This is a genomic window from Paenibacillus sp. PvP094, from assembly GCF_040546835.1.
In the GTDB taxonomy this organism is placed as follows: Bacteria; Bacillota; Bacilli; order Paenibacillales; family Paenibacillaceae; genus Paenibacillus; species Paenibacillus illinoisensis.
Genome location: NZ_JBEPOM010000001.1, coordinates 2,582,900 through 2,604,558, shown reverse-complemented (window position 1 = coordinate 2,604,558; position 21,659 = coordinate 2,582,900). Strand labels below are relative to the sequence as shown.

At 51.9% G+C, this 21,659-nt stretch carries 18 protein-coding genes; 7 read left to right on the top strand and 11 right to left on the bottom strand.

Annotated elements, in window-relative coordinates; genetic code table 11:
* Positions 1-88: 88 nt before the first annotated feature.
* The 8 genes from ABIC22_RS11990 to ABIC22_RS11955 form a co-directional block, all read right to left on the bottom strand.
* Positions 89-1,459: an NAD(P)-dependent oxidoreductase gene (locus tag ABIC22_RS11990; protein WP_354481022.1), complete on the bottom strand. Its 1,371-nt coding sequence runs from the start codon at positions 1,457-1,459 to the stop codon at positions 89-91.
* Between the two features lie 69 nt (positions 1,460-1,528).
* Positions 1,529-2,410 (bottom strand): nitrilase-related carbon-nitrogen hydrolase, encoded by an 882-nt coding sequence (locus ABIC22_RS11985; RefSeq protein WP_127537276.1) that lies wholly within the window; start codon positions 2,408-2,410, stop codon positions 1,529-1,531.
* 92 nt (positions 2,411-2,502) lie between these two features.
* Positions 2,503-3,783: a M20 family metallo-hydrolase gene (locus ABIC22_RS11980; protein WP_354481020.1), complete on the bottom strand. Its 1,281-nt coding sequence runs from the start codon at positions 3,781-3,783 to the stop codon at positions 2,503-2,505.
* Positions 3,784-3,843: 60 nt separating this feature from the next.
* Entirely contained in the window at positions 3,844-5,232 is a 1,389-nt protein-coding gene (locus tag ABIC22_RS11975) for an aspartate aminotransferase family protein (protein ID WP_354481018.1), read from the bottom strand.
* 22 nt (positions 5,233-5,254) lie between these two features.
* Positions 5,255-6,316 carry an ABC transporter substrate-binding protein gene (locus ABIC22_RS11970; protein ID WP_354481016.1) on the bottom strand — a complete coding sequence of 354 codons (1,062 nt, stop codon included), beginning with the start codon at positions 6,314-6,316 and terminating at the stop codon, positions 5,255-5,257.
* 80 nt (positions 6,317-6,396) lie between these two features.
* Positions 6,397-7,332: an ABC transporter permease gene (locus ABIC22_RS11965; RefSeq protein WP_354481014.1), complete on the bottom strand. Its 936-nt coding sequence runs from the start codon at positions 7,330-7,332 to the stop codon at positions 6,397-6,399.
* Positions 7,329-8,141 (bottom strand): ABC transporter permease, encoded by an 813-nt coding sequence (locus ABIC22_RS11960; protein WP_354481012.1) that lies wholly within the window; start codon positions 8,139-8,141, stop codon positions 7,329-7,331. The genes ABIC22_RS11965 and ABIC22_RS11960 overlap by 4 nt, the downstream gene beginning before the upstream one ends.
* Positions 8,122-8,937 (bottom strand): ABC transporter ATP-binding protein, encoded by an 816-nt coding sequence (locus ABIC22_RS11955; RefSeq protein ID WP_354481010.1) that lies wholly within the window; start codon positions 8,935-8,937, stop codon positions 8,122-8,124. Before ABIC22_RS11955 ends, ABIC22_RS11960 begins: the two co-directional genes overlap by 20 nt.
* A 577-nt stretch (positions 8,938-9,514) precedes the next feature.
* Between ABIC22_RS11955 and ABIC22_RS11950 the strand changes: the two genes are divergently transcribed.
* The 3 genes from ABIC22_RS11950 (at position 9,515) to ABIC22_RS11940 (ending at position 14,016) form a co-directional block, all read left to right on the top strand.
* Positions 9,515-11,737 carry a methyl-accepting chemotaxis protein gene (locus tag ABIC22_RS11950; RefSeq protein WP_354481008.1) on the top strand — a complete coding sequence of 741 codons (2,223 nt, stop codon included), beginning with the start codon at positions 9,515-9,517 and terminating at the stop codon, positions 11,735-11,737.
* A 127-nt stretch (positions 11,738-11,864) separates the two neighbouring features.
* Positions 11,865-12,866 carry a GTP 3',8-cyclase MoaA gene (gene moaA, locus ABIC22_RS11945; protein WP_354481006.1) on the top strand — a complete coding sequence of 334 codons (1,002 nt, stop codon included), beginning with the start codon at positions 11,865-11,867 and terminating at the stop codon, positions 12,864-12,866.
* A gap of 313 nt (positions 12,867-13,179) precedes the next feature.
* Positions 13,180-14,016, top strand: a complete 837-nt coding sequence (locus tag ABIC22_RS11940) for a methyl-accepting chemotaxis protein (protein WP_354481004.1) — start codon at positions 13,180-13,182, stop codon at positions 14,014-14,016.
* A gap of 111 nt (positions 14,017-14,127) precedes the next feature.
* On the opposite strand, the gene ABIC22_RS11935 is transcribed toward ABIC22_RS11940, so the two are convergent.
* Complete coding sequence (locus ABIC22_RS11935; RefSeq protein WP_354481002.1) at positions 14,128-14,736, bottom strand: LysE/ArgO family amino acid transporter; 609 nt, start codon at positions 14,734-14,736, stop codon at positions 14,128-14,130.
* 179 nt (positions 14,737-14,915) lie between these two features.
* On the opposite strand from ABIC22_RS11935, the gene ABIC22_RS11930 reads away from it, so the two are divergent.
* Positions 14,916-16,406, top strand: coding sequence for an aminotransferase-like domain-containing protein (locus ABIC22_RS11930; RefSeq protein WP_354481000.1), 1,491 nt, complete (start codon positions 14,916-14,918; stop codon positions 16,404-16,406).
* 86 nt (positions 16,407-16,492) lie between these two features.
* On the opposite strand, the gene mobA is transcribed toward ABIC22_RS11930, so the two are convergent.
* The gene (mobA, locus tag ABIC22_RS11925) at positions 16,493-17,122 is read right to left on the bottom strand and encodes a molybdenum cofactor guanylyltransferase (protein ID WP_354480998.1); all 630 of its coding nucleotides are present in this window, start codon (positions 17,120-17,122) and stop codon (positions 16,493-16,495) included.
* Between the two features lie 99 nt (positions 17,123-17,221).
* Between mobA and ABIC22_RS11920 the strand changes: the two genes are divergently transcribed.
* Positions 17,222-18,451, top strand: a complete 1,230-nt coding sequence (locus ABIC22_RS11920; protein ID WP_354480996.1) for an MFS transporter — start codon at positions 17,222-17,224, stop codon at positions 18,449-18,451.
* A 379-nt stretch (positions 18,452-18,830) separates the two neighbouring features.
* On the opposite strand, the gene ABIC22_RS11915 is transcribed toward ABIC22_RS11920, so the two are convergent.
* A complete protein-coding gene (locus ABIC22_RS11915) occupies positions 18,831-20,558 on the bottom strand; it encodes a glutamine--tRNA ligase/YqeY domain fusion protein (protein ID WP_354485945.1) in 1,728 nt (575 codons plus the stop codon).
* A 191-nt stretch (positions 20,559-20,749) separates the two neighbouring features.
* On the opposite strand from ABIC22_RS11915, the gene ABIC22_RS11910 reads away from it, so the two are divergent.
* Both ABIC22_RS11910 and ABIC22_RS11905 read left to right on the top strand, forming a co-directional pair.
* Positions 20,750-21,007 carry a DUF2164 family protein gene (locus ABIC22_RS11910; protein WP_154894790.1) on the top strand — a complete coding sequence of 86 codons (258 nt, stop codon included), beginning with the start codon at positions 20,750-20,752 and terminating at the stop codon, positions 21,005-21,007.
* Positions 21,008-21,039: 32 nt separating this feature from the next.
* The gene (locus ABIC22_RS11905; RefSeq protein WP_110758574.1) at positions 21,040-21,588 is read left to right on the top strand and encodes a GNAT family N-acetyltransferase; all 549 of its coding nucleotides are present in this window, start codon (positions 21,040-21,042) and stop codon (positions 21,586-21,588) included.
* Positions 21,589-21,659 lie beyond the last annotated feature (71 nt).

Here is a 21,659-nt window from a genome sequence, read left to right as displayed (position 1 = left end):
ATCCCTCCTTGGTGTTGTTTGCATATATGGTCTTGCTTTGCACTCGATGGCTTCATGGTCTGAACAGCATACGAAGCACAAGCTCACCTCAAGCCGTTTCCTCCACCTGTCCAGGCAATGCCTTCATCAGGGCAGCTGCAGCCAGCTTCCCCTGCTGGGCAGCCGAGACAACCATGGCCTCGCCTTGCCCCTGGCCGAAAATCACATCCCCTGCCGCATAGATCTGCGGATGAGAAGTTCGGTAGGTCTGCTGCTCCACCTCAACAACGCCCCAGTGATGACGCAGATCGAAGGCTTCAATGAGAGGCAGCAGCCGGTTCTGTCCGATCGCCCGGACGACGGTGTCACATTCAATCATGAACTCCGTTCCTTCTTGGGGTACGGGTATTGCACGCCCGCCTCCTGGCGGCGTGACCAGCTCCATTTTCACACACTCCACAGCCCGGACTCGCCCATTCTCATCGCCAATAATGCGCTTCGGCATCGTAAACCACCTGAACTCTACCCCTTCCTGTTTCGCAAACGCATATTCAAACGCATAGGCCGTCATCTGACCCTCTCCTCGCCGATAGAGCATCTGTACACGTTCTGCTCCCAGACGTACCGAGCAGGTGGCTGCATCCACTGCCGTGTTGCCTGCACCTATGACGGCTACTCTCAGACCATTCAGCGCAGGCGGTACGCCCTGCTTCGTGGATTCCACCAGTTCAATGGCATCGTACACCCCTTCCAAGGTCTCTCCTTCGATCCCAAGCATCGGAACGGAACCCATTCCACAAGCCAGAATGACAGCTTCATGCTGTTCCAGCAGTTGTGCAGGAGACAGATCCACTCCTATACGTACGCCGTACCGGATGTGTACACCCAGCGCTTCAACCTGCTCTACTTCCCACAGGGACACTTCCTGCGGTAAACGAAAGGAGACGATCCCGTACGTATTTAATCCACCACCCTTGGGTTTCGCTTCATAGATCGTCACCTCATACCCTGCACGGCCAAGCTCTCTGGCTGCGGACAAACCGGCAGGTCCGGCGCCAACAACAGCGATGGAACGGCCATTGGAGGGGGCTGCCTGAAACAAAGGTTCATTGGCCTGCCGTGCCCAGTCCGTGGCATATCGCTGCAGATCACCGATGCGAATGGGCTTGGACGATTCGTTCAGTACACAGGCGCCTTCGCACAATTCCTCGGTTGGACAGACTCTTGCACAGCTGGCTCCTACCGGATTGGCATCCATAATGGTTCGGGCCGAGCCTTTCAGATGACCTGTCGAGATTTTTCGGATAAACGAAGGGATATTGATGTCCGTTGGGCACGCCTTGATGCAAGGTGCATCGTAACAGTACAGACAGCGGTTGGATTCCTCCATCGCTTCCTTGCCTGTCATGGCGGGTTTCATCTCGGCAAAATGGCTCTCCCATCCATAATCGGATAACGCTGCTCCCGTGCTGTTTATCATGAACATGCACCTCCTAGGGATTGAATTAGGGTCCGGGTCCTTTTTTGAATACAACCTTTCAAATGCCAGTTACAGGTTAACCAGATGCTCATACGTCTCAGGGCGCCGATCCCGGTAGAATTGCCATACATTGCGCACTTCACGGATGATTTCGGTATCCATCTCACCGATGACAATCTCATCCTGATCCCTGCTGCCCATGGCAACCATTCGTCCGCGCGGGTCCACCAGATACGACTGACCATAAAATTCACCCATATTCCAAGGCGCCTCCACGCCTACCCGGTTAATGGCAGCCACGTAATAGCCGTTGGCAACGGCGTGGGCAGGCTGTTCCAATTTCCACAGATATTCCGATGTACCAGCCACCGTGGCTGACGGATTGAATACAATCTCCGCTCCAGCGAGTCCGAGCAGACGGGCTCCTTCCGGAAAGTGTCGATCATAGCAGATGTACACGCCTACTCTGGCGTAAGCTGTATCAAATACCGGGTATCCCAGATTCCCGGGCCTGAAATAATATTTTTCCCAGAAGCCGTTCGTGCCCTCGCCTGCTTCCACATGCGGGATATGATGCTTGCGGTATTTGCCCAGATAGGAGCCATCGGCATCAATCACGGCAGCCGTATTGTAATACGAAGCAATGCCTTCCACCTCGTACACAGGCAAAATGATCACCACGCCCAGTTCCTTCGCAAGCGCCTGAAAACGCCTGGTTGTCGGTCCCTCCGGCACCGGTTCGGCAGATGCGTACCATTTGGGATTTTGTTCGGTGCAAAAGTAGGGTCCATAGAAGACCTCCTGCAGTCCGATAATCTGTGCTCCTCGTGCTGCAGCCTCACGGACCAGGGTGATATGCTTCTGGATGGCAGCCTCCTTGTGCTCTTCAACCGGTGCCGATCCTTCCACTTCATGCGAAGCCTGAATCAGGCCTATATTGATTTTCCCCATACGCCAGTAACGCCTCCTTCTACCCAGATTAGGATGTATTAGAGATAAATCCGATCGTTTATCGGTTCCTTTTTCATATCAGAAAAGGTGAATCAGCCCTCCGATTCAATGTCAGCAGGCAGCAGACTACATATCTTCCGAATCGTGCGGTATAATACCTCCGTTCCCAGCGCAATGTCCTCCGGGGAGGAATACTCACTCGGATGATGGCTGATCCCATCCTTGCTGCGGACAAAAATCATGCCATAGTCGCACACATAAGATAGCGCCAGTGCATCATGGAACGGACCACTCATGAGCTCCGGCAAGGACAAGCCTATCTCCTCTGCAGACGAGCGAATGGCTGCCTTGATTCGTTCCGCACAGTAGCGCGGTTCACTATTGGTATCTTCAGCCACGGAATAGGTAAGCCCATGCTGACTGCATACTTCAGCAAGCACATTCATCAGCCGGGCTTCAAGCTGGTTGCGGCGTTCCATCTCCATATCGCGCAAGTCCAAGGTGAAGCTGACTTCCTCAGGGATGATGTTGCGCGAGTCGGGGAACACCCTCAGGCTGCCCACCGTACCAACCGTGGGGGCAACCGGATCTGCTCTAACCATGTCGTCAAACGCTGCAATGACTCTGGCACTGCCTACGAGCGCATCATGACGCATGGCCATCGGTACCGAACCGGCATGCCCTGCCATGCCCTTGATCGTAACCGTGAGCCATAACGGACCGGAGATGCCCGTGACCAGTCCCACCGGGGCATCCAGCGATTCCAGCACAGGGCCCTGTTCGATGTGCAGCTCCAGATAGCTGCCGATGGAGCCAGGTGCATAGACTCCTTCAGTGAATTTCTCTACCGAGCATCCAAAGGCTTCCAGCGCCTCCCGGCGAGTCACCCCGTTCCTGTCCTGACGCTCCAGTTCTCCCTCTTCCAACTGCCCGGTTATTCCCCGGGAGCCGAACAAGCCTTTGTTGAATCGGGAACCCTCTTCATCGCAAAAGGCTACGACCTCAATCGGCATCGGAGGCTGAAGGCCACTCTCCATCAGGCACTGCACAGCTTCCAGTGCACCCAGGACACCAATCGCACCATCATATCGACCGCCATAAGGCTGTGAATCAATATGCGAGCCGATCATCAAAATGGGCTGCGCAGGATCAGCACCTTCCAGGCGGCCAATCAGATTCCCGAATGGATCCAGACGGGTCAACAATCCGGCTTCTTCCATCCAGAGACGCACCTGGATAATGCCTTCCATATCTTCAGGGGTGAGGGCAAGCCGGCAAACGCCCGTCTCTCCGATTCGTCCAATACGGGACAATTGTTCAATTCGTTCTTCCAACCGAAGATGGTTAATGCCTATTCCGGTTGTGGTCTGCATCTTCCCTCGCCTCCACATGATTTATTTTTCAAACGAGTCATACGAGAGTCATTCCTGGAATTATCTATCCATCCACTTTCCTGCCTCCACACTCCGCAGTGCCTTAAGCAAACTTTCCGCAATCAGCTCCAGCTCATCCTCCGTGGTGACAAAGGGTGGTGATATCGTCAAAATGTTGGCGAAACCGGGTACCGTGTCCCCGTTTTTACCGATAAGAATGCCGTCCTTCTTACAACTGGCCAGCACGTGCGCCACCTTCCCTGCATCAGCCGGGGAGCCGTCCGCTTCGATAAGCTCGATGCCGCAGGCGAAGCCAAACATTCGAACATCTCCGACCCCAGGCAGCTCCTGCAGCGGCTCCAGCTTCTCACGAAGGACTCGCCCCAGTTCATCCGCACGCTCCACCAGATTTTCACGCTCCAGGATTTCGATGTTGGCCAGTGCTACCCGGCAGGAGACCGGATTGCCGCCGAAGGTGTTCACATGGCGAAAGTGAGCATCCGGTCCGGGTTCCCGGAACGTATCATACAGATCCGCTCGCACGGCTGTAGCCGATAATGGAGAGTACGCGCTGGTCATCCCCTTGGCCATGGTGACTATATCCGGCTGCACCCCGTAATTCTGGTGTCCGAACTTCTGTCCCGAACGACCGAACCCGCAGATCACTTCATCCACGATCAGCAGTACACCATAACGCTCACAGATCTCCTTCACTGTACGCATGTAGTCCGGAGGCGGGACAATCATGCCGCCCCCCGTAATCACCGGTTCCATGATCACCGCGGCCACGGTCTCGGGGCCTTCCCAGCGGATGACCTCTTCATAGATGGTTGCACATTCAAGTCCGCACCCCTCCTTGTTCCGTCCAAAGGGACAGCGGTAGCAATACGGGGGTGGGACATGGGAGAAGCCCACGCCCAGCGGCTCATACTTGATCTTGCGGGCAGCTTGCCCGGTGGCACCGAGTGCGCCCATGGAGTTGCCATGATAAGCCCGGTGACGGGAGATGAACTTGTGTCTGGTTGGCTCACCATTCTGGTGATGAAACTGACGGGCTATCTTGAACGCCACCTCATTGGCATCCGATCCCGAATTGGAGAAAAAGATTCGATAGTCTCCCTCCAGCCATTCATTCAGCTTCTCTGCCAGTAAAATCGCCGGCTCGTGGCTCTGGGTCATCGGCACATAAGCGAGTGATTTCATCTGCTCATATGCGCTCTTCGCAATCTCTTCCCGTCCATGCCCCACATTCACGCACCATAACCCGGACATGGCATCCAGATACCGCGTTCCATCCTGATCCGTAATCCAGCTGCCTTCCCCGCTGACCGCAATCATTGGATGATCATTATGAGGCGAGATGTGATGCCACACATATTTACGGTCCTTCTCCAGCCATTCTTCCTTGGTACCGCCAAGCGGCTGAGGTTGCTGATCCACGGAGCTCATTCGTCATCCTCCTTCGACTCCCTTATTTCACCGCTTCTTCGTAAATGCTCTTCTCCAGCGCTTCATCCAGGTTGGCTGCCTTCTTGATCAATCCATAATTCAGTGCAATATCTGCTGTACGGGCAAACGATTCATCCACAAAACTGCCCACCTGCTGCTCCGTAAATCCTTCCGGACGAATCAGCTTCGCAATCTCCGCCAGCATCGTAACCTGATGTTCACGGGTCGTACTGCCATCGGTCACGTTGCTCATGACGATATCCACGGCTTCCTCCTGGTTGTCGATGGCATAGTTCCAGCCTTTCAGAATGGCACGGGTGACTTTAACGGCAAGATCGCGGTTGCCGTCGACCCAGTCCTTCTTCGCGATCAATGTATCTTCCAGCATGCCTACGCCAGCTTCCTCAATGTTGAACACATCCAGATCGGACTCCTGTACACCGCTCTCCAGCACGACGTGATATTCGTTATATATGGTGGCTGTCGCGACATCCACCTGGTCATTGAAAAACTGATCCATCGTAAACCCCTGCTTCACCAGCTCAATATCCTTCTTCGGATCAAGTCCGTTCTTCTCCATAAAAGCGAGGACCTGGAACTGCTGGCTGCCGAACCATGTGCTTACCTTTTTGCCTTTCATTTGGGCCGGATCAGTAATTCCTGCTGACTTCTTGGCGATTAAGCGATAGCTGCTCTTCTGTGAAATCTGGGCAAGGGAGACCAGCGGCAGACCGTTGTCGCGGCTCACCAGCAAACTGTCTACCCCCGTGATGCCGACATCGGCTGCGCCGTTCACCACCTGCTGTTCAATGACGATATCCGGGCCACCTGGGATAATCTCTGCATCGATACCTTCATCTTCAAAAAAACCTTGTTCCTTCGCGGCATAAATTCCCGCAAACTGGGCCTGCGGAACCCATTTAAGCTGAATTTTCACTTTGGTTAAGGACTGCTCTGCGTCTCCTCCTGAACTTGCAGCAGCAGGTTCGGCAGACGGCTCCGTCTTCGCGGAACATGCTGCCAGCAAGGCAACCGCGAGCATCAGCACAACGACCATCAAACCCGATTTCAACGTTTTGTACATATACAAACAACCCCCTGTTTATATAAGAATTCAATCAGGTACTGCAGCGGATCTGTGGTATTCCCGCACGATGGTGAGGGTTATGCGTTAGTGCGCACGCGGTTCCATGGAATGAGCCGCTTTTCCGCCAGTACAACTGCTTCATAGAGCACGATGCCGAGAGCGGCTGCGATGACGATACAAGACCAGGCTAGCGGCATGTTGGCGAGGCGAATCTGATCCGACAGCAGATATCCAAGACCTTGGGAAGCGATAAAAAATTCGCCCACAATGGCACCGATAATACTGGTGGACATGTTGATCTTCAGTCCAGCAAAGAGGGACGGCATGGCGTGTGGCAAGCGCAACTTCAAGAAAACCTGCATGCGGCTTGCAGCGAGCCCATCCAGGAGCTCACCATACTGCGGCTGTATGGAGGTGAGTCCCTTGAACAAACTGACTGCCATGGCTGCCATCGTAATGACGGCCACTACGGCAATCCTTGACCAGATGCCGTCGCCAAACCAGTTATTCATGATCGGTGCCAGCGCAACAATCGGTACTGCGTTAAGAGCCGACATCACTGCGATCCCTGCCTTGCCGCTGATCGGGAAGAACGAAGCACCAGCGGCTGCAACCGCCCCCAGCAGGGAACCTAGCAGGAAACCTCCCAGCATTTCCGTACCACTGTATAGGGCATATCGAAAGAGCATTTCCGCATTATCCCGGATGGAAGCTGCAATGGCTGAAGGTACAGGAAGCTGATAGCTTTCGAGTGAAAATAATTGATGAAACAACCGGAACTGCCACAAGGCGAGAAAACATAGGCCGGCCAGCCAAGGGAGCAGATGCAAAAGGGTCCACTTTTTCCGCGCAGTACTGACTGGCCGTTCCTGTTCTGCTTGTCCCTGCTGCCCCTGAATCTCCGAGCTAGGGACAGAAGCAGCCATAGCTGAACCGGGCAAAGACGCAGAGCCGGACACAGCAGCTGTTCCGTTCTCATCCCGGCTGCGGTTCACCATTACCCCTTCGCTCATACCGCGTTCCCTCCCTTCGCTCTGAATTCGGGCTGCCAAGGCGTTAACCAGCGTTCGGCCAGGCTGATGACCAGATACGAGATTAGGCCAATGCCGATGCTAAGCATGATCGTAGCCCAGAACATACCGACTTGAGCGCTGCCATAATACAAGGAACTGACCATCAGGACACCAAGTCCATCGGGTGCACCCATCAGTTCGACGACGATGGAAGAAGTGACGGCTAGCGGGGCAGCGATTTTCATGCCGGAGAACAGTCCTGGTAGGGCTGAAGGCAGCAGGCATTTGATATATCTGGCCGGCAGCGAGGCTCCGCAGGAACGCATCAGCTCCAGATGCTCCGGTGCGGCGCTCTTTAACCCTTTTAACGTGTGAATGACAATGGGGAAGAATGTAACATAAGCCGCCATGACAATCCTGGCCCACTCGGCATGATGAATAATGCCGTACACAATCGGTGCGAGACCGATAATTGGGATCATCTGCGAGGAGATAACATAGGGAGATAGTGTCCGTTCCAGCCAGACGGCCGCACTCATGAGAAGTGCCAGCATCAACCCCAGCATTGCTCCTCCTGCGAATCCAATCGCTGCATTGCCGAACGTCACTGCCCCCTGCTCAGCGAGAGTGCCCGAGTAGCGAACCAGTGCGGCAAGAACGTCATGAAGATAAGGCAGACGGGATGCAGCCTGCTGCGGTGACATCCACATGTGGAGAATCCAAGCTATACCCTCCCACAGCAGCAATAGGGATAGAATCCATATCACGATCCAGGATCGGTAATCCAGCTTAAGTGAGCGCAGGGACATGGCCCGGATCACGCTCCTCATGAAAACAATTGCGAATGGTGGTCAGCATATGGTAGAAGTCTTCGGTCTCTCTCAGTTCATTGGTTCGATTCGAAGGCAGCGCCACAGAGTGAATGGAATGTACTTGCCCGGGATGTGCCGAGAGGACAACAATGCGATCTGACAGAAATACGGCTTCGGGGATACTGTGCGTGACAAAGAGGAAGGTTTTGCCCGTGGACCGCTTGATCTCAAGCAGTTCCAGCTGAAGCTTCTCTTTCGTGAATTCATCCAGCGCGGAGAACGGCTCATCCATCAGCAGCAGCGGCGGATCCAGCGAGAGCGCGCGGGCAATGGATACCCGCTGCTGCATGCCTCCACTGAGCTGCCAAGGATAGTGGTCAGCAAATCGGGTGAGCCCGACCATCTCAAGCAGCTCACTACTGATGCGGCGGCATTCTTTTTTGCTTGTGCCCAGGATCTCCAGCGGCAGCTCTACATTGTGACGTACCGTGCGCCAATCAAACAGGGCTGGTGTCTGGAATACGATACCGAATTGTCGCTGCAGGCGCGCCTTTTCAGGTTCTGAGCCTGCAATCCTGACGCTGCCTGAAGTCGGCTGCAGCAGATCGGCTATAAGCCTGAGCAATGTCGACTTGCCACAGCCTGAGGGACCAAGCAAGGAGACGAATTCATTGGACTGGATATGGAACGTCACATCAGACAGTGCGGTGACCTGTTTGGTTCCAGTACCAAAAACGACGGATACATGATCAATTTCAATGTGGCGAGCTTCGGGGACGTTCATGGATGACATGGGCATTCTCCTTTTCGCGGGGAAGTTAGGTTTCATTTCACACCAAGGCCGAATGGAAGGTTTGCGTTCACGAACGTAACAGGTTTTTCTGGTTAGGTAATACTATAAATCATTGGGCGGAGATTACATTATACAGACTGTTTTGAGTATGGGCCTGTTCATGTTACACAGTGTAAAATGAGACAAATTCTCATTCAGAACAATGTCAGCCCATGGATGGTTTATCTGACATCACGTTATTCGATATGCATAGATAGCCTGTATTTCAATGTTCTTTATGGATGGCTTATTCGAGCATGTGTATTGAACTGGGTACGGATTCCAGTACATTAAGACCTATAATATAGGTCCTTCGCATGCCTGTCCTCCTTAAAAAGCGCATGTTTCTTTGTATTTATTGAATAAATATTCGGAAAATATGACATATACCCTCGTATTCTTGTCGTTTTTCTTGTATAACGTTTTATATGGAAAAGATAGGAATACTACTTCTTTTGGAAATGACAGAATCCATATCGTTTTATCAGGAAAGGGCTGTGCAATTAAGCTTTCAACTTCAAAGATCGGGGTGGTCTGTATGTTTGATTGGCTTGGCTGGAGAAAAGGGTGGCCGTTATGGCGGTCGTATCGGTTGAACGCACATATCAAGAATGATGTGGAGCAGATTTTTGAGGGAATTGCCGAAACCAGGCGGCAGCTTCTACTGGATTGGGCAGATGAACAGTGGCGTCATATGGATCAATTCGTGTACCAGATCCTGTCAGCAGGACTTCTGGACACAGCACACATCGTACCAAATAGCAGCAAATGGGATGCATGCTTCAAAGCTGCGTACATCCGGGCAGCAGATAGCACGGAGATTTTTATGTTGGACGAACAGAATCAGGTTGTATTTTCTACATATAAAAAACATATTGGACAGATCTATGAAGATAACGAAGCTACCATTGGACCAGGCTTGAAATATGCCAGAGCAGATGCGACCGGGAAAAGATGTCTCTATGGACCCTATTCAGATCCAGTGACCATGGAGATCGGGCCCCGCTCCTCCTCTTTTCACGATGATGTCACGCTCATGTTCATTGAACCCGTGCTGCAGGAAGGACGCTACATCGGTTCACTGTGCTGCCGAATCCCCAATGATGTGCTCGGGGACTTGATCCAACGGGAGTCCGGACACGTCTATCCCGATTCGGGAGATAATTATCTCTTCATGGCCGAGTCGAAACTGCGCCCGCATCTGCAGCCAGGAACAGCTCTGTCTCGCAGCCGATTTGAGGATCATACATTTACACATGGCGAAAATCTCAAGGATGGTGTCACAACCCATTGGGGGATTGTTTCCGTCAAAGAGCATACCGAGCTGGAGTTGATGTTCACCGACCCTTCCACTGGAGAGCTGCATCCTGGGGTTGCGAATACCATTCGTAACGGGTCGAATCTGTTTGCGGCCTATCCAGGCTATTCCGATTACCGTCACATTTCTGTTATCGGCAAAGGCATCACCTTCCAGCTTCCCCACTGTCCCGATCGATGGGGCATGATGTGCGAAGGTGATCTGGAGGAAGTATATCGGGTACGCAGTATCGGCTGGCGTCAGTTCAAGCTTCACAGCCTGTTTATCGGTTTATCAGGCATTGGGGGAGCTGCCCTCGTATTTGCCTTATCAGGTAGTGCATGGAGTGCAGCAGCTCTCGCGGCATTTAATATCATTCTGGGTTTGGTCACAGCAGATCAGCTGCAACGGAGACACAATCAACGTGTGCACGAGGACTTGCGGCGCATCAGCCGGTTTATTCGGATCAACGCGGAGGGTCAGGGCGATCTGACCCAGCGGTTGGAACCATCCGCTTTTGCACAGGATGAATCTGGTGAACTCGCAAAATGGATTAATAACATGATTGACTCGCTCGAAGGCATCATGCTCAAGGTTCAGGTTGCCACCGTGGATGTAATGAACAACCAGTATCAGATGCGCACGTCCACCGAAACGACCCAAGTTACGACCGAACGTGTAAATCATAAGATTGGGTCCATGATCCATGGCATACGTGAACAGCTGGAGGATCTCGACCAAGCCAAGCTGGCTGCCGATCATATGCGTCTTACCCTGCAGCAGCTGGAGGCCTCGGCCACAGAACAGATTGATGTCGCACGTCAGGAAGTGGAACGCATTGGCGGCAAAATGACGCAGATCTCGGGGACCGTCAAGGATACCAACCGTACGATTCTTTCCTTTATGGAGACCATGCAGGACATTTACCGTGCACTGGCAGCCATCGATGAGATATCCGCTCAAACCAACCTGCTTGCGCTGAATGCATCCATTGAAGCAGCACGTGTCGGAGAACATGGCCGCGGTTTCGCTGTCGTTGCCGGGGAGATTCGCAAGCTGGCTGAGCTGTCCCGTTCCTCTACCGAAGACATCCATCAGATTCTGAACAATATCACTACCGCGGCCGATACCGCGGCCCGCTCCATTCATGAAGGAGATCAGGTACTTGCTGAAGGCAGCACGCTGGTTCAAGCAGCTGCACAACTGCTGCAAAGTGCGTCAGCTGAAGATTTGCAAAGGACACAGGTCGTGGATCAAGTCGTTAGACTTATGGAAAATATCGCTGCCATCAGTCAACAAAACCGCTCCACATCCGCAGAGGTGGAGACCGAGATGATGGCACTGCTCAGTGACATGATGCATGTTCAACAGTCTTCGCATAATGTGGAAGCCATCACCGTATTTCTGCAGCAAATCGTGGGTCAATTCCAGCTGACTCATCCCGAAAAAATTGCTGCCACCTGACGTTATCGTTGACGTGGATTGGAGAAATAGCTAAAATTTGATGCAACTGTTCTTTTGAATTTCGACATTGTCGTATCGTTCATTTTATAGAAGCTTTCCAATCTGAATCAATGAAAGGGTGGTCTGCATGGAAATGCTCCAGGATTCGTTTGGCAGGATCCATGACTACATCCGTATTTCCGTTACGGACCGCTGTAATTTGCGTTGTGTGTACTGCATGCCAGCTGAAGGCATGGAGTTCGCCCCGCATGATGAAATTATGAGCTACGAGGAAATCACCCAGGTGCTCAAGGTGCTCGCCCCGATGGGCATGCGCAAAGTTCGCCTGACTGGCGGTGAACCACTTGTACGCAAGGATCTGCATAAACTTGTTGGCATGATCTCGGCCATCGACGGGATTGAGGATATTGCGCTGACAACCAATGCGCTCCTGCTGGATAAACAGGCCCAGGCACTGAAAGACGCTGGATTAAACCGGATTAACATCAGTCTCGATTCCCTTCATGCGGACCGATTCTCCATGATTACCCGCGGAGGAGACGTCAATAAAGTGCTCAAGGGGATTGAAGCTGCAACGGCTGCCGGTCTTGCGCCAATCAAGCTGAATGTGGTCCTGATGAAAGGCATCAATGATGATGAAATCAAGGATTTCATTGCGATGACGATTGATCAACCGCTGCATGTGCGTTTTATCGAATACATGCCCATCGGACATGCTTCAGATTCATGGCGCAAATCGTATCTCCCGCTGGAAACCGTCACCGATGTGTGTGCGGAAGCAGGCTGGACCGTAGAGAGCACATCCGGACCGGCAGGGAATGGTCCTTCCCGCAACATGAAGATTGCTGGTTCACAGGGAACCTTCGGCCTGATCCACCCGGTTAGCGATCACTTCTGTGATAATTGCAACCGGCTGCGCCTGACGGCAGACGGACATATCAAGGCCTGCCTGTACTGGTCGGATGAGTACAATGTTCGCCGCTATGTTGATGATCCGGAAGCAATGGCTGCCCTCTTCCTCAAGGCACTTGGCACGAAGCCAAAGAACCATGAGATGGCACTGGCGCTCGAGCAAAAAATGCAAAGCCATACCCCAACCGTACGGCGCATGTCCCAGATCGGCGGGTAAGCCTTCTTTTAAACCGTATAATGGGTACGAACACATGAAGGAATTATGGATGTTAAGTGAGCTCAACCCACGTTGTGCTACCAATACTAGCTTGTTATGAAGCCGCGAAGGAGATATCCTTTGCGGCTTTTTTTCATAAAATCCTAAGAGGATCACTATAAAATAGGACTTCCTTTTTCCTTTCTGCTACTAAAATTGTTACAATAAACGATGATTATATATAATGCCCTCTGGGTCTTCATAATTTTCGTGATCCTGACGATGTATAGTCAATGAAAACCAAACAAATATACCGCACATAGGAGCTGACTGGATGAACATTGTTGAAGCCATGGTCGCAGCAAGTCCATATTTCAAAATCATGCTTAAGGGACATAATCTGATGATTGCTGTAACCGACACCGAGAAATTCTGGTATTATACACCCAGTGAAGATCTTGACCTCGGTATTAAGGCAGGTGACCCCGTTTCACTTGAGGATCCTACACTGCGCCGCGCCCTGATCAACGGCGAAACTTCTGCCAATCATATTGAAGCACAGCATTACGGAACGGCCCTTAATTCTACGGCTACGCCTCTGCGCGATGAAGCGGGAAATATTGTGGGTACCCTGGCCATTGGTTTTTCCCTCAAAAACGAAGAGCAGCTTGGACATTTCACCGAATTAATCAGCAGCATCAGCGGCAGGCTGACGGACATGGTCCAAACTGTAGCGGCCCAATCCGAAGAGCTGACTGCCTCCTCTTCACAAATTCTGGACAATACCAAAGTCGCTGTTCAAAATGCAGCGGAAGTCAATAAAGTGGCCTCGTTTATCCGGGAAGTCTCTGAACAAACCAATTTACTCGGCCTCAACGCAGCTATTGAAGCGGCACGAGCGGGTGAAGCAGGCGCTGGATTCGGTGTAGTGGCCTCCGAAGTGCGCAAGCTGTCCACCGGAACGAAGGAAGCTACCGTGAATATCGAACGCTCCCTTCAGGACGTGCAGCATTCCATCCGTCAGATGGAGCAGGAGATTGCATCCATCTCCCAGTCCAGCACGCAGCAGGCTGAGCTCGTCACGGAATTTAGCGAGGTTATTGACCAGTTGAACAGTGTGAGTGAAGAACTGAAGTCCTTTATTCAATCCATGATTCTGAAGACGGAATAACGATACACAGCAGCATGACCAGATGTTACGACTGGCTGCAGCTCAGCTTGGAACACAATGTACCCCGCACGAGAGCGTGCGGGGTTTTTCTGAGCAAAAATTTCCGGAACATTACATACGAATTAGTTTCCACAACATCATGACCGCCATCACGATCATCACCACTGCCGATAACCGGTTAAAGACCAGACTGATCCGTCCAGTGGTATCTGTTCTTCCCATCCACCTTCCAGCACTTGCGAGTCCAAGGAACCATATCCACGAAACTGCCGCTGCCGTGATGGCAAAAGCAATCCGGTCCATCCCTTCATACTCAAGTGAACTGGTGCCAATGACAGCTACCGTATCCAGCAGCGCATGCGGATTAAGCAGGGATACGGAAGCGGCGAAGGCAATCTGACGTCCTGCACCCAATGCGGATGCTGACCCACTCACGGTTCCGGATGACTTCCATATGCTCCATGCCATATACAGCAGAAATGCACTGCCGCCTGCATACAACACACCCGAGAGCAGCGGCCACTGCAGCAAAATGAGGGACACCCCTCCGACCGCAGCTCCAATTAATAATGTATCGCTAATACCAGCAGTCACTACCGCCGGAAGTGCACGCAGTAAACTTCGCTGGCTCATCCCCTGGTTAAAAATAAACACGTTCTGCACGCCAAGTGGCAGGATCAGGCCAAACGCAAGTACCACAGCGTGAATAATTACACTCATTGTTCATCCCCCTTGTATATGTCTCTATATTAGAGGGGATGACTTACCGTGTGACCAACCAATAGGATGGCATGGAGACCAACCAAAATGATATAGTTGTCGGTATACCATTTTGGTGTACAAATTCGGTATAAAAATAAATTCCTGAATCACCTTATCCCACGGGAGGCAAGCGCAGCATGAAGCATTCCGATCCAAGACAAGGTATTGACTGGAAACCTGATCCTGCAATCCCCCTGTCTCTATTCCGTCAGATTGAAATATATATCCGTGAAAAAATAACGACCGGAGAGTGGACCGCGGGCTACCGTCTGCCTTCCCAGCGTGTACTGGCTCAGTCCATGGGCGTCAACCGCAGTACACTGGTCGCTGCGCTGGATAACCTGATCGCTGCCGGCATGATTGAAGGCAGACGCGGCGGAGGAACCTACGTCTCCGGTTCCGGCTGGCATGCACTTGCCCACGGGGCACCACCCAACTGGAATGAAGCCATTGAGGAAGGCTGGTATTACCCCAACCTTCCTGAAGTACAGCTCATTAACCGTGCCGAGTTCCAGCCTGGCATCATTCGGCTCGGTACCGGAGAGCTTGCGCCTGAACTAATGCCGGAGGATGCCTTCAATGACATCCTGCGCTCCCTCTCGGAACGCTCCCGTACGTTAAACTACCTTCAGCCTCAAGGCAGCCTGGAGCTCCGTGAGGCCTTGTCTGACTATTTGCTGACTTGCGGCATTCAGGCGTCCCCCAGTGCCATTCTAATTGTCTCGGGCTCGCTGCAGGCGCTGCATTTGATATCGGTGGGCCTGCTTCCCCGCGGGTCGGCTGTCCTGCTGGAGAAGCCCTCCTACCTCTATTCCATACATGCCTTTCAATCCGCCGGATTAAAAATGCATGGCGTTCCCATGGATGCAGGTGGATTACACATACCGCGTCTGGAAGATATGATCGAGGGAGGCACTCATCAGGGACATTCTTCGCCGCTGCTCTACACCATACCAAGTTTTCACAATCCGACGGGTTCCGTCATGAGTGATACTCGCCGAAACGAGTTAATGTCTGCAGCCCGTGCCGGAGGCCTATCCATTCTGGAGGATGCTGCCTACACGGACCTATGGCTGGACATGCCCCCGCCGCTATCGTTAAAAGTGAGGGACACGGATGGCCGCGTGCTTCATATGGGCACACTGTCCAAGGCTGTCAGCCCTGGTCTGCGTCTGGGCTGGCTGGTAGGACCTGAGCCGGTTATTCGCCGCCTGGCAGACATCAAGATGCAAACGGACTATGGCACCAGTTCACTGGCGCAGGAAGCGGCCACACTCTGGTTTGCAGAAGGATATCACACACGGCACATGGAGCGTCTGCGGCCAGAGCTTCGCCGCCGGAGGGACTTTATGCTGGATCTGCTGGAACGTTACTTCAACAGCATTGCAGAGTGGAACAAACCAGCCGGAGGCTTTTACATCTGGCTCAGGTTCACTGCCGGCCCCCTTTCGATCCGCCAGCTGTTCCATGCCTGCCTCCAGGATGGGGTGCTCATTCACCCTGGCTTTCTGTACGACCGCCTCGATGCGGACCACCTCAGACTCTCCTATGCGTATGCTTCGGAAGAAGAGATGGAGCGTGGAATGCAGCTGTTAGCCAAAGCAGCCAGAAAGCTGTTGGAATCATAACCAATAACCACACAGGACCATGAGTATGTCTCACGAGGTCTTGTATGGTCAAAGGCGGGTTCTCGTCTAGATGTAATGCATACTGCTCACTTGCTCGGCGGACGCTTGTCCACCAGATCCTGATACTCCTGCATGGTGTTCATATTGATTAACTGTGCTGCTGCATCCCGGATTCCTGCCTTTTCCAGATCCTCTGCTTCCACATACCGACACCCAATCTCCTCCAGCCAGCAAGTGACCCGCAAGCGGTCTTCGATCAGGCACTGCTCGAGGCTGGGAAGCACATCAATATGATAAATGCCTACCAGTGGATGGATCCGTCTTTCCAGGCGTGGTACCATCGCGGGATGTGTCTTGTCCGATACAGCTAACCGTTGCAATGTGGTAAATAAGGAGGGCTGGACCAAAGGCATGTCACAGGCACAGACTAGATTCCACTCGGTCTCCGATGCTTCAAGTGCGGCATGCAGGCCGGCCAACGGTCCCTTTCCAGGGTAGCCATCCTCAACACACGTATAACCGAGCGCTTGATAAGCATCCGCATTGGGTCCGGCAGCAACGATGACACGGGATACTGCAGGTGCCAGAGCCGCAGCCACATGCTCCAGCACAATGGAGCCATCCAGCGGCAGCAGTGCCTTGTTGGAACCCATCCGGCTGGATAAGCCCCCTGCCAGTATAATGCCAGTCCATTCCTTCATATCCACGGTTATCATCCCTTCCGGCTCTCATATAATAAACTTATTCTATACATTGAATCCCCTTTCAACAAATGATACATTGTAGAATATTGATTCTGAAAGGAATGGCTCTATTTGGACAGATATGCACCCGGAAGAGGCAATCCCTCTTTGGTTTCGCTGAAGCTATATAACTTTTTCATATACGGAGCCATCTCCATCTTCGCTGGCTTCCTCCAGTTGTATCTGCAGGAGATCGGCATGACCAAGCTGGAAATCGGCAGTCTGATGGCGATCGGCCCCTTTGTCTCTTTATTTGCCAATCCGTTCTGGGGCTTCTGGAGCGACAAGTCCCGCAATATTCGCATCATCCTGATGATGATGATGGGGGGCACCTTCGTGCTGGCCCAAGCGGTCTTTCATGCGCCGACCTATGCCTGGATCTATGGAGCCATGATCTTCTTTTATTTCTTCCAAAGTCCGCTGTTTGCCCAAACCAACAGTCTCATTCTCGGGTATATCGATGGGACCACACAGAAATTCGGTACATTCCGGCTGTGGGGCTCCCTCGGTTGGGCTCTGACTGCGGCAGCAGCAGGACCGCTTATCGACCGATTGGGTGTCGGTAGTGTTTCGATTGTGTTTGCCTGCTTGATTATCATTGCATTTGCGTTTGCCATGTTTCTGCCAAGGCAGCCGATTGCTTCGGACACTCCTATAGTGACCTTCCGCCGTTTCGGCAGAGTGATGTTCAATCCGTATTTCATGACGTTTATCGGACTGGGTGTACTGGTGTCGGTTCCGAATGCGATGAACAGTACATTTATGTCTCTCTATATTACAGAGATGGGCGGCAACAAACAGATGGTCGGGTGGGCCATCTTCACGTCATCCATTCTTGAAGTAGGTGTCTTCCTGCTGCTGGATCGCTTTTTGAAACGAAAAATGAGCATGCTGCTTGCAAGCCTTGTACTCGTCAGCCTGCTGTTCGCCGTTCGTTGGCAGCTGATGGCCGAGGCCGTTAACCCGCTGGAGATTGTATTCATTCAGTTGATGCACTCCATTACATTTGGAGGATACTTCTATGTGGGTACCCAGCTGACCATGCTGTTTATTCCGAGACCATATCGTTCCTCTGGCCAAGCTGTGTATACGATGGCCTGGGGCGGCATATCCGGTGTCATTGCCGGCTTGTTCGGCGGCTGGTTATTCCAGAGCTTCGGTGCCGAGGTTATGTATAACATTGGCGTCTTCTTCTCTCTCATTGGTGCGGCAGGCTTTGGCGTCATGTGGCTGATCAATCGCAGAAATGGCTACCAGCCTATTGTATTAACCGAGATGGGCAGCATGGATGAGGATGGGTAATGTTTTGTTTCGCAGAGGTTGAACCTTTGGAGCTACACTAGGCCACTGCGTGGACAGAACAATCTTTCGATCGCTGTTATTCCCGGATTTTTATGAATTGTTAATATAGTGAGAAAATCCGGGCATAGCGTATGCTTTCGAATTAGCTTTCCTGCAGAAAGCTTGTAGCGAACGCTTCGCTTCTCCAGCTTTATTCTGTCCTCTCCGTTATGGTGTATATAAAAAGTTCAAACATTCAAACAAATGATTAAGAATTGTAGTAGAGAAAAAGGCGTCTCCATGGGCTTGTTGCCCCGGAGACGCCTTTTACGTTTATGGCTCTAACTTGCAGCCTGACCTTAAACCCTATGCTTTACCTATTGTTGTACGTCTGTCTTACTTACGCCTTCGGCAGTTGGAACGAGCTTTTCAGCGATACGACCCGGTTGAACACAGGGCGGCCTGGCTCCGAGTGCTTCGGATCCACACTGAAATATCCGTGGCGGAAGAACTGGAATTTATCCTGTGCTTTCGCCTCCTGCATCTCTTGCTCCACATACCCGTGAACGATCTCAAGGGAGTTCGGATTCAATTGATCCAGGAATGTTTTTTCCGGTTGCTCTTCCACAATCTCTGCTCCGGCTACTTCCGCTTCTACCTCGGCTTCCGGTGCTTCTGCTGAGATCAAAGGCTCGTACAGACGGAATTCAGCCGGTACAGCCTGGCTTGCTTCCACCCAGTGGATGGTTCCTTTGACTTTACGACCTGTGAAGCCGCTGCCGCTTTTCGTTTCAGGATCATACGTACAGTGAATCTCCGTCACATTGCCTTCCGCATCCTTAATGACATCGTTGCATTTGATGAAGTACGCATGTTTCAGTCGAACCTCATTACCAGGGAACAGTCGGAAGTATTTGTTCGGTGGATTCTCCATGAAGTCGTCCTGCTCAATGTAAATCTCACGGGAGAATGGAATTTTACGACTGCCCATCTCCGGATTTTCCACATTGTTCTCTGCTTCCAGCCACTCCACTTCCCCTTCAGGGTAGTTGGTGATGACCACTTTCAGCGGGTGCAGAACCGCCATGGTGCGCGGAGCTTTCAACTTCAGATCTTCACGGACAAAGTGTTCCAGCGTTTGCAGGTCAATAACGCCCTGACTTTTCGAAATGCCTGTCTCGAATACAAAATCACGAATCGCTTCCGGTGTGTAGCCCCGGCGACGGAGACCCGAAATCGTTGGCATGCGCGGATCGTCCCATCCATCCACATGTCCTTCGTCCACAAGCAATTTCAGTTTCCGTTTGCTCGTTACCATCTGGGACAGGTTCAGGCGACCGAATTCATACTGATGCGGCTGGCTCTCCATCTCACATTCAGCGATTACCCAGTCATAGAATGGGCGTTGATCCTCAAATTCCAGGGAACAGAGGGAATGTGTCACACCTTCAATGGCATCCTCCAGTGGATGAGCGAAGGCATACATCGGATAGATACACCATTTGTCCCCAGTGTTGTGGTGGTGTGCATGAGCGATACGGTAGATGACCGGATCACGCAAGTTGATATTAGGCGAAGCCATATCGATCTTCGCACGCAGCACTTTTTCTCCATTTTGGAACTCGCCTGCGCGCATCCGTGCGAACAGATCCAGGTTCTCTTCAACGGCACGATTACGATACGGGCTGTTCTTGCCGGGTTCGGTCAGTGTGCCGCGCATTTCCCGAATTTCATCGGCGCTTTGGTCGTCGACGTAGGCCTTTCCTTTTTGGATCAGCAGGACAGCACGGTTGTACATCTCGTCAAAATAGTCCGAGGCAAAACGTTTCTCGTTCCACTCAAAGCCGAGCCATTTGACATCCTCCTGAATGGATTGTACGTATTCCACATCTTCCTTCACCGGATTCGTGTCGTCAAAGCGCAGGTTCGTCTTGCCGCCGAATTCAGCGCCCAGCGTGAAGTTGATCCAGATGGCCTTCGCATGGCCAATATGCAGATAACCGTTCGGTTCCGGAGGAAAACGGGTAATGACTTCCTGGACTTTTCCTGACCGGAGATCTTCGGTAATAATATTTTTGATAAAGTTAGGAGGGGTTGTACGATTGTCCACAGGTATCAAACCTTTCATGAATTGATTGGAGCTTTCAGAAATTACAAAGTGTTTCATCTAAATATACCTTTAACGGGAGACGAGTTCAATAAAGAACGGCACCAAAGTCCGGATTGCCTGTATGCAAGATAGGCCAAAAACCATTTTGACGGGTTCGCACGAATCATGTAGCATGATAGTAAAAACAAAATATAGGGAGGGATTCCCACTTGAACACGCTGAAACTGACCAAAGAACAGCAGGATGAAGCCATTCGCACGATCCAGTCGTATTTCCAAGAGGAACGCGGCGAAGAACTTGGCGATCTGGCCGCTTGGGGGGTGCTCGATCTGTTTATGACGAAGCTCGCTCCCTACATATATAATCAGGCTCTCAGTGATGCTCGCACCACCGTGAATCAACGCATGGCCTCGATGGAAGAAGATCTGTTTGCATTAGAGCGCAAACTGCCACCTGCTTCCCGTTAAACCACTACTTATAAAGAAAGAAGGTTGCACTCATGTTTACCTATTCATTGGATGAATATACCGAACTCCGTCCACTCTCTATAGAGCATACCAAGCCGCTGTTCGAACTTACGGACCGCTCCCGCGATCAATTGAGACACTGGCTGCCATGGGTGGACCATGTAACAGAAATTGAACATACCTCAAACTTTATCAACAATGCGCTGAAGCAGGCTGCCGATAATGGAGGCTTCACTGCGGGTGTATGGCTGAAGGGCGAACTCGCCGGCATTATTGGATTCCATGAGATTAACTGGACCAACCGTTCGGTAAGCATCGGATACTGGCTCGGCAAGGGTTTTGAAGGACAGGGATTAATGACTAGCGCTTGTCGTGTCCTGGTCGATTATGCTCTGGTCACCCTGGACCTGAACCGGGTCGAGATTCGTTCAGCTACGAACAACAAGCGCAGCCGAGCCATCCCTGAGCGTCTTGGATTTGTCCTGGAAGGCGTTATTCGTCAGGCAGAGAAACTGCCTAAGGGATACGTCAATCATGCCGTGTACGGCATGCTGCAGCATGAATGGGAGCTTTTACGCTAACCCGCATACATATGGATACAACATGGAATGCCCCTATCTGCACGAAGCTACCTTTATGCAGGTAAGGGGCA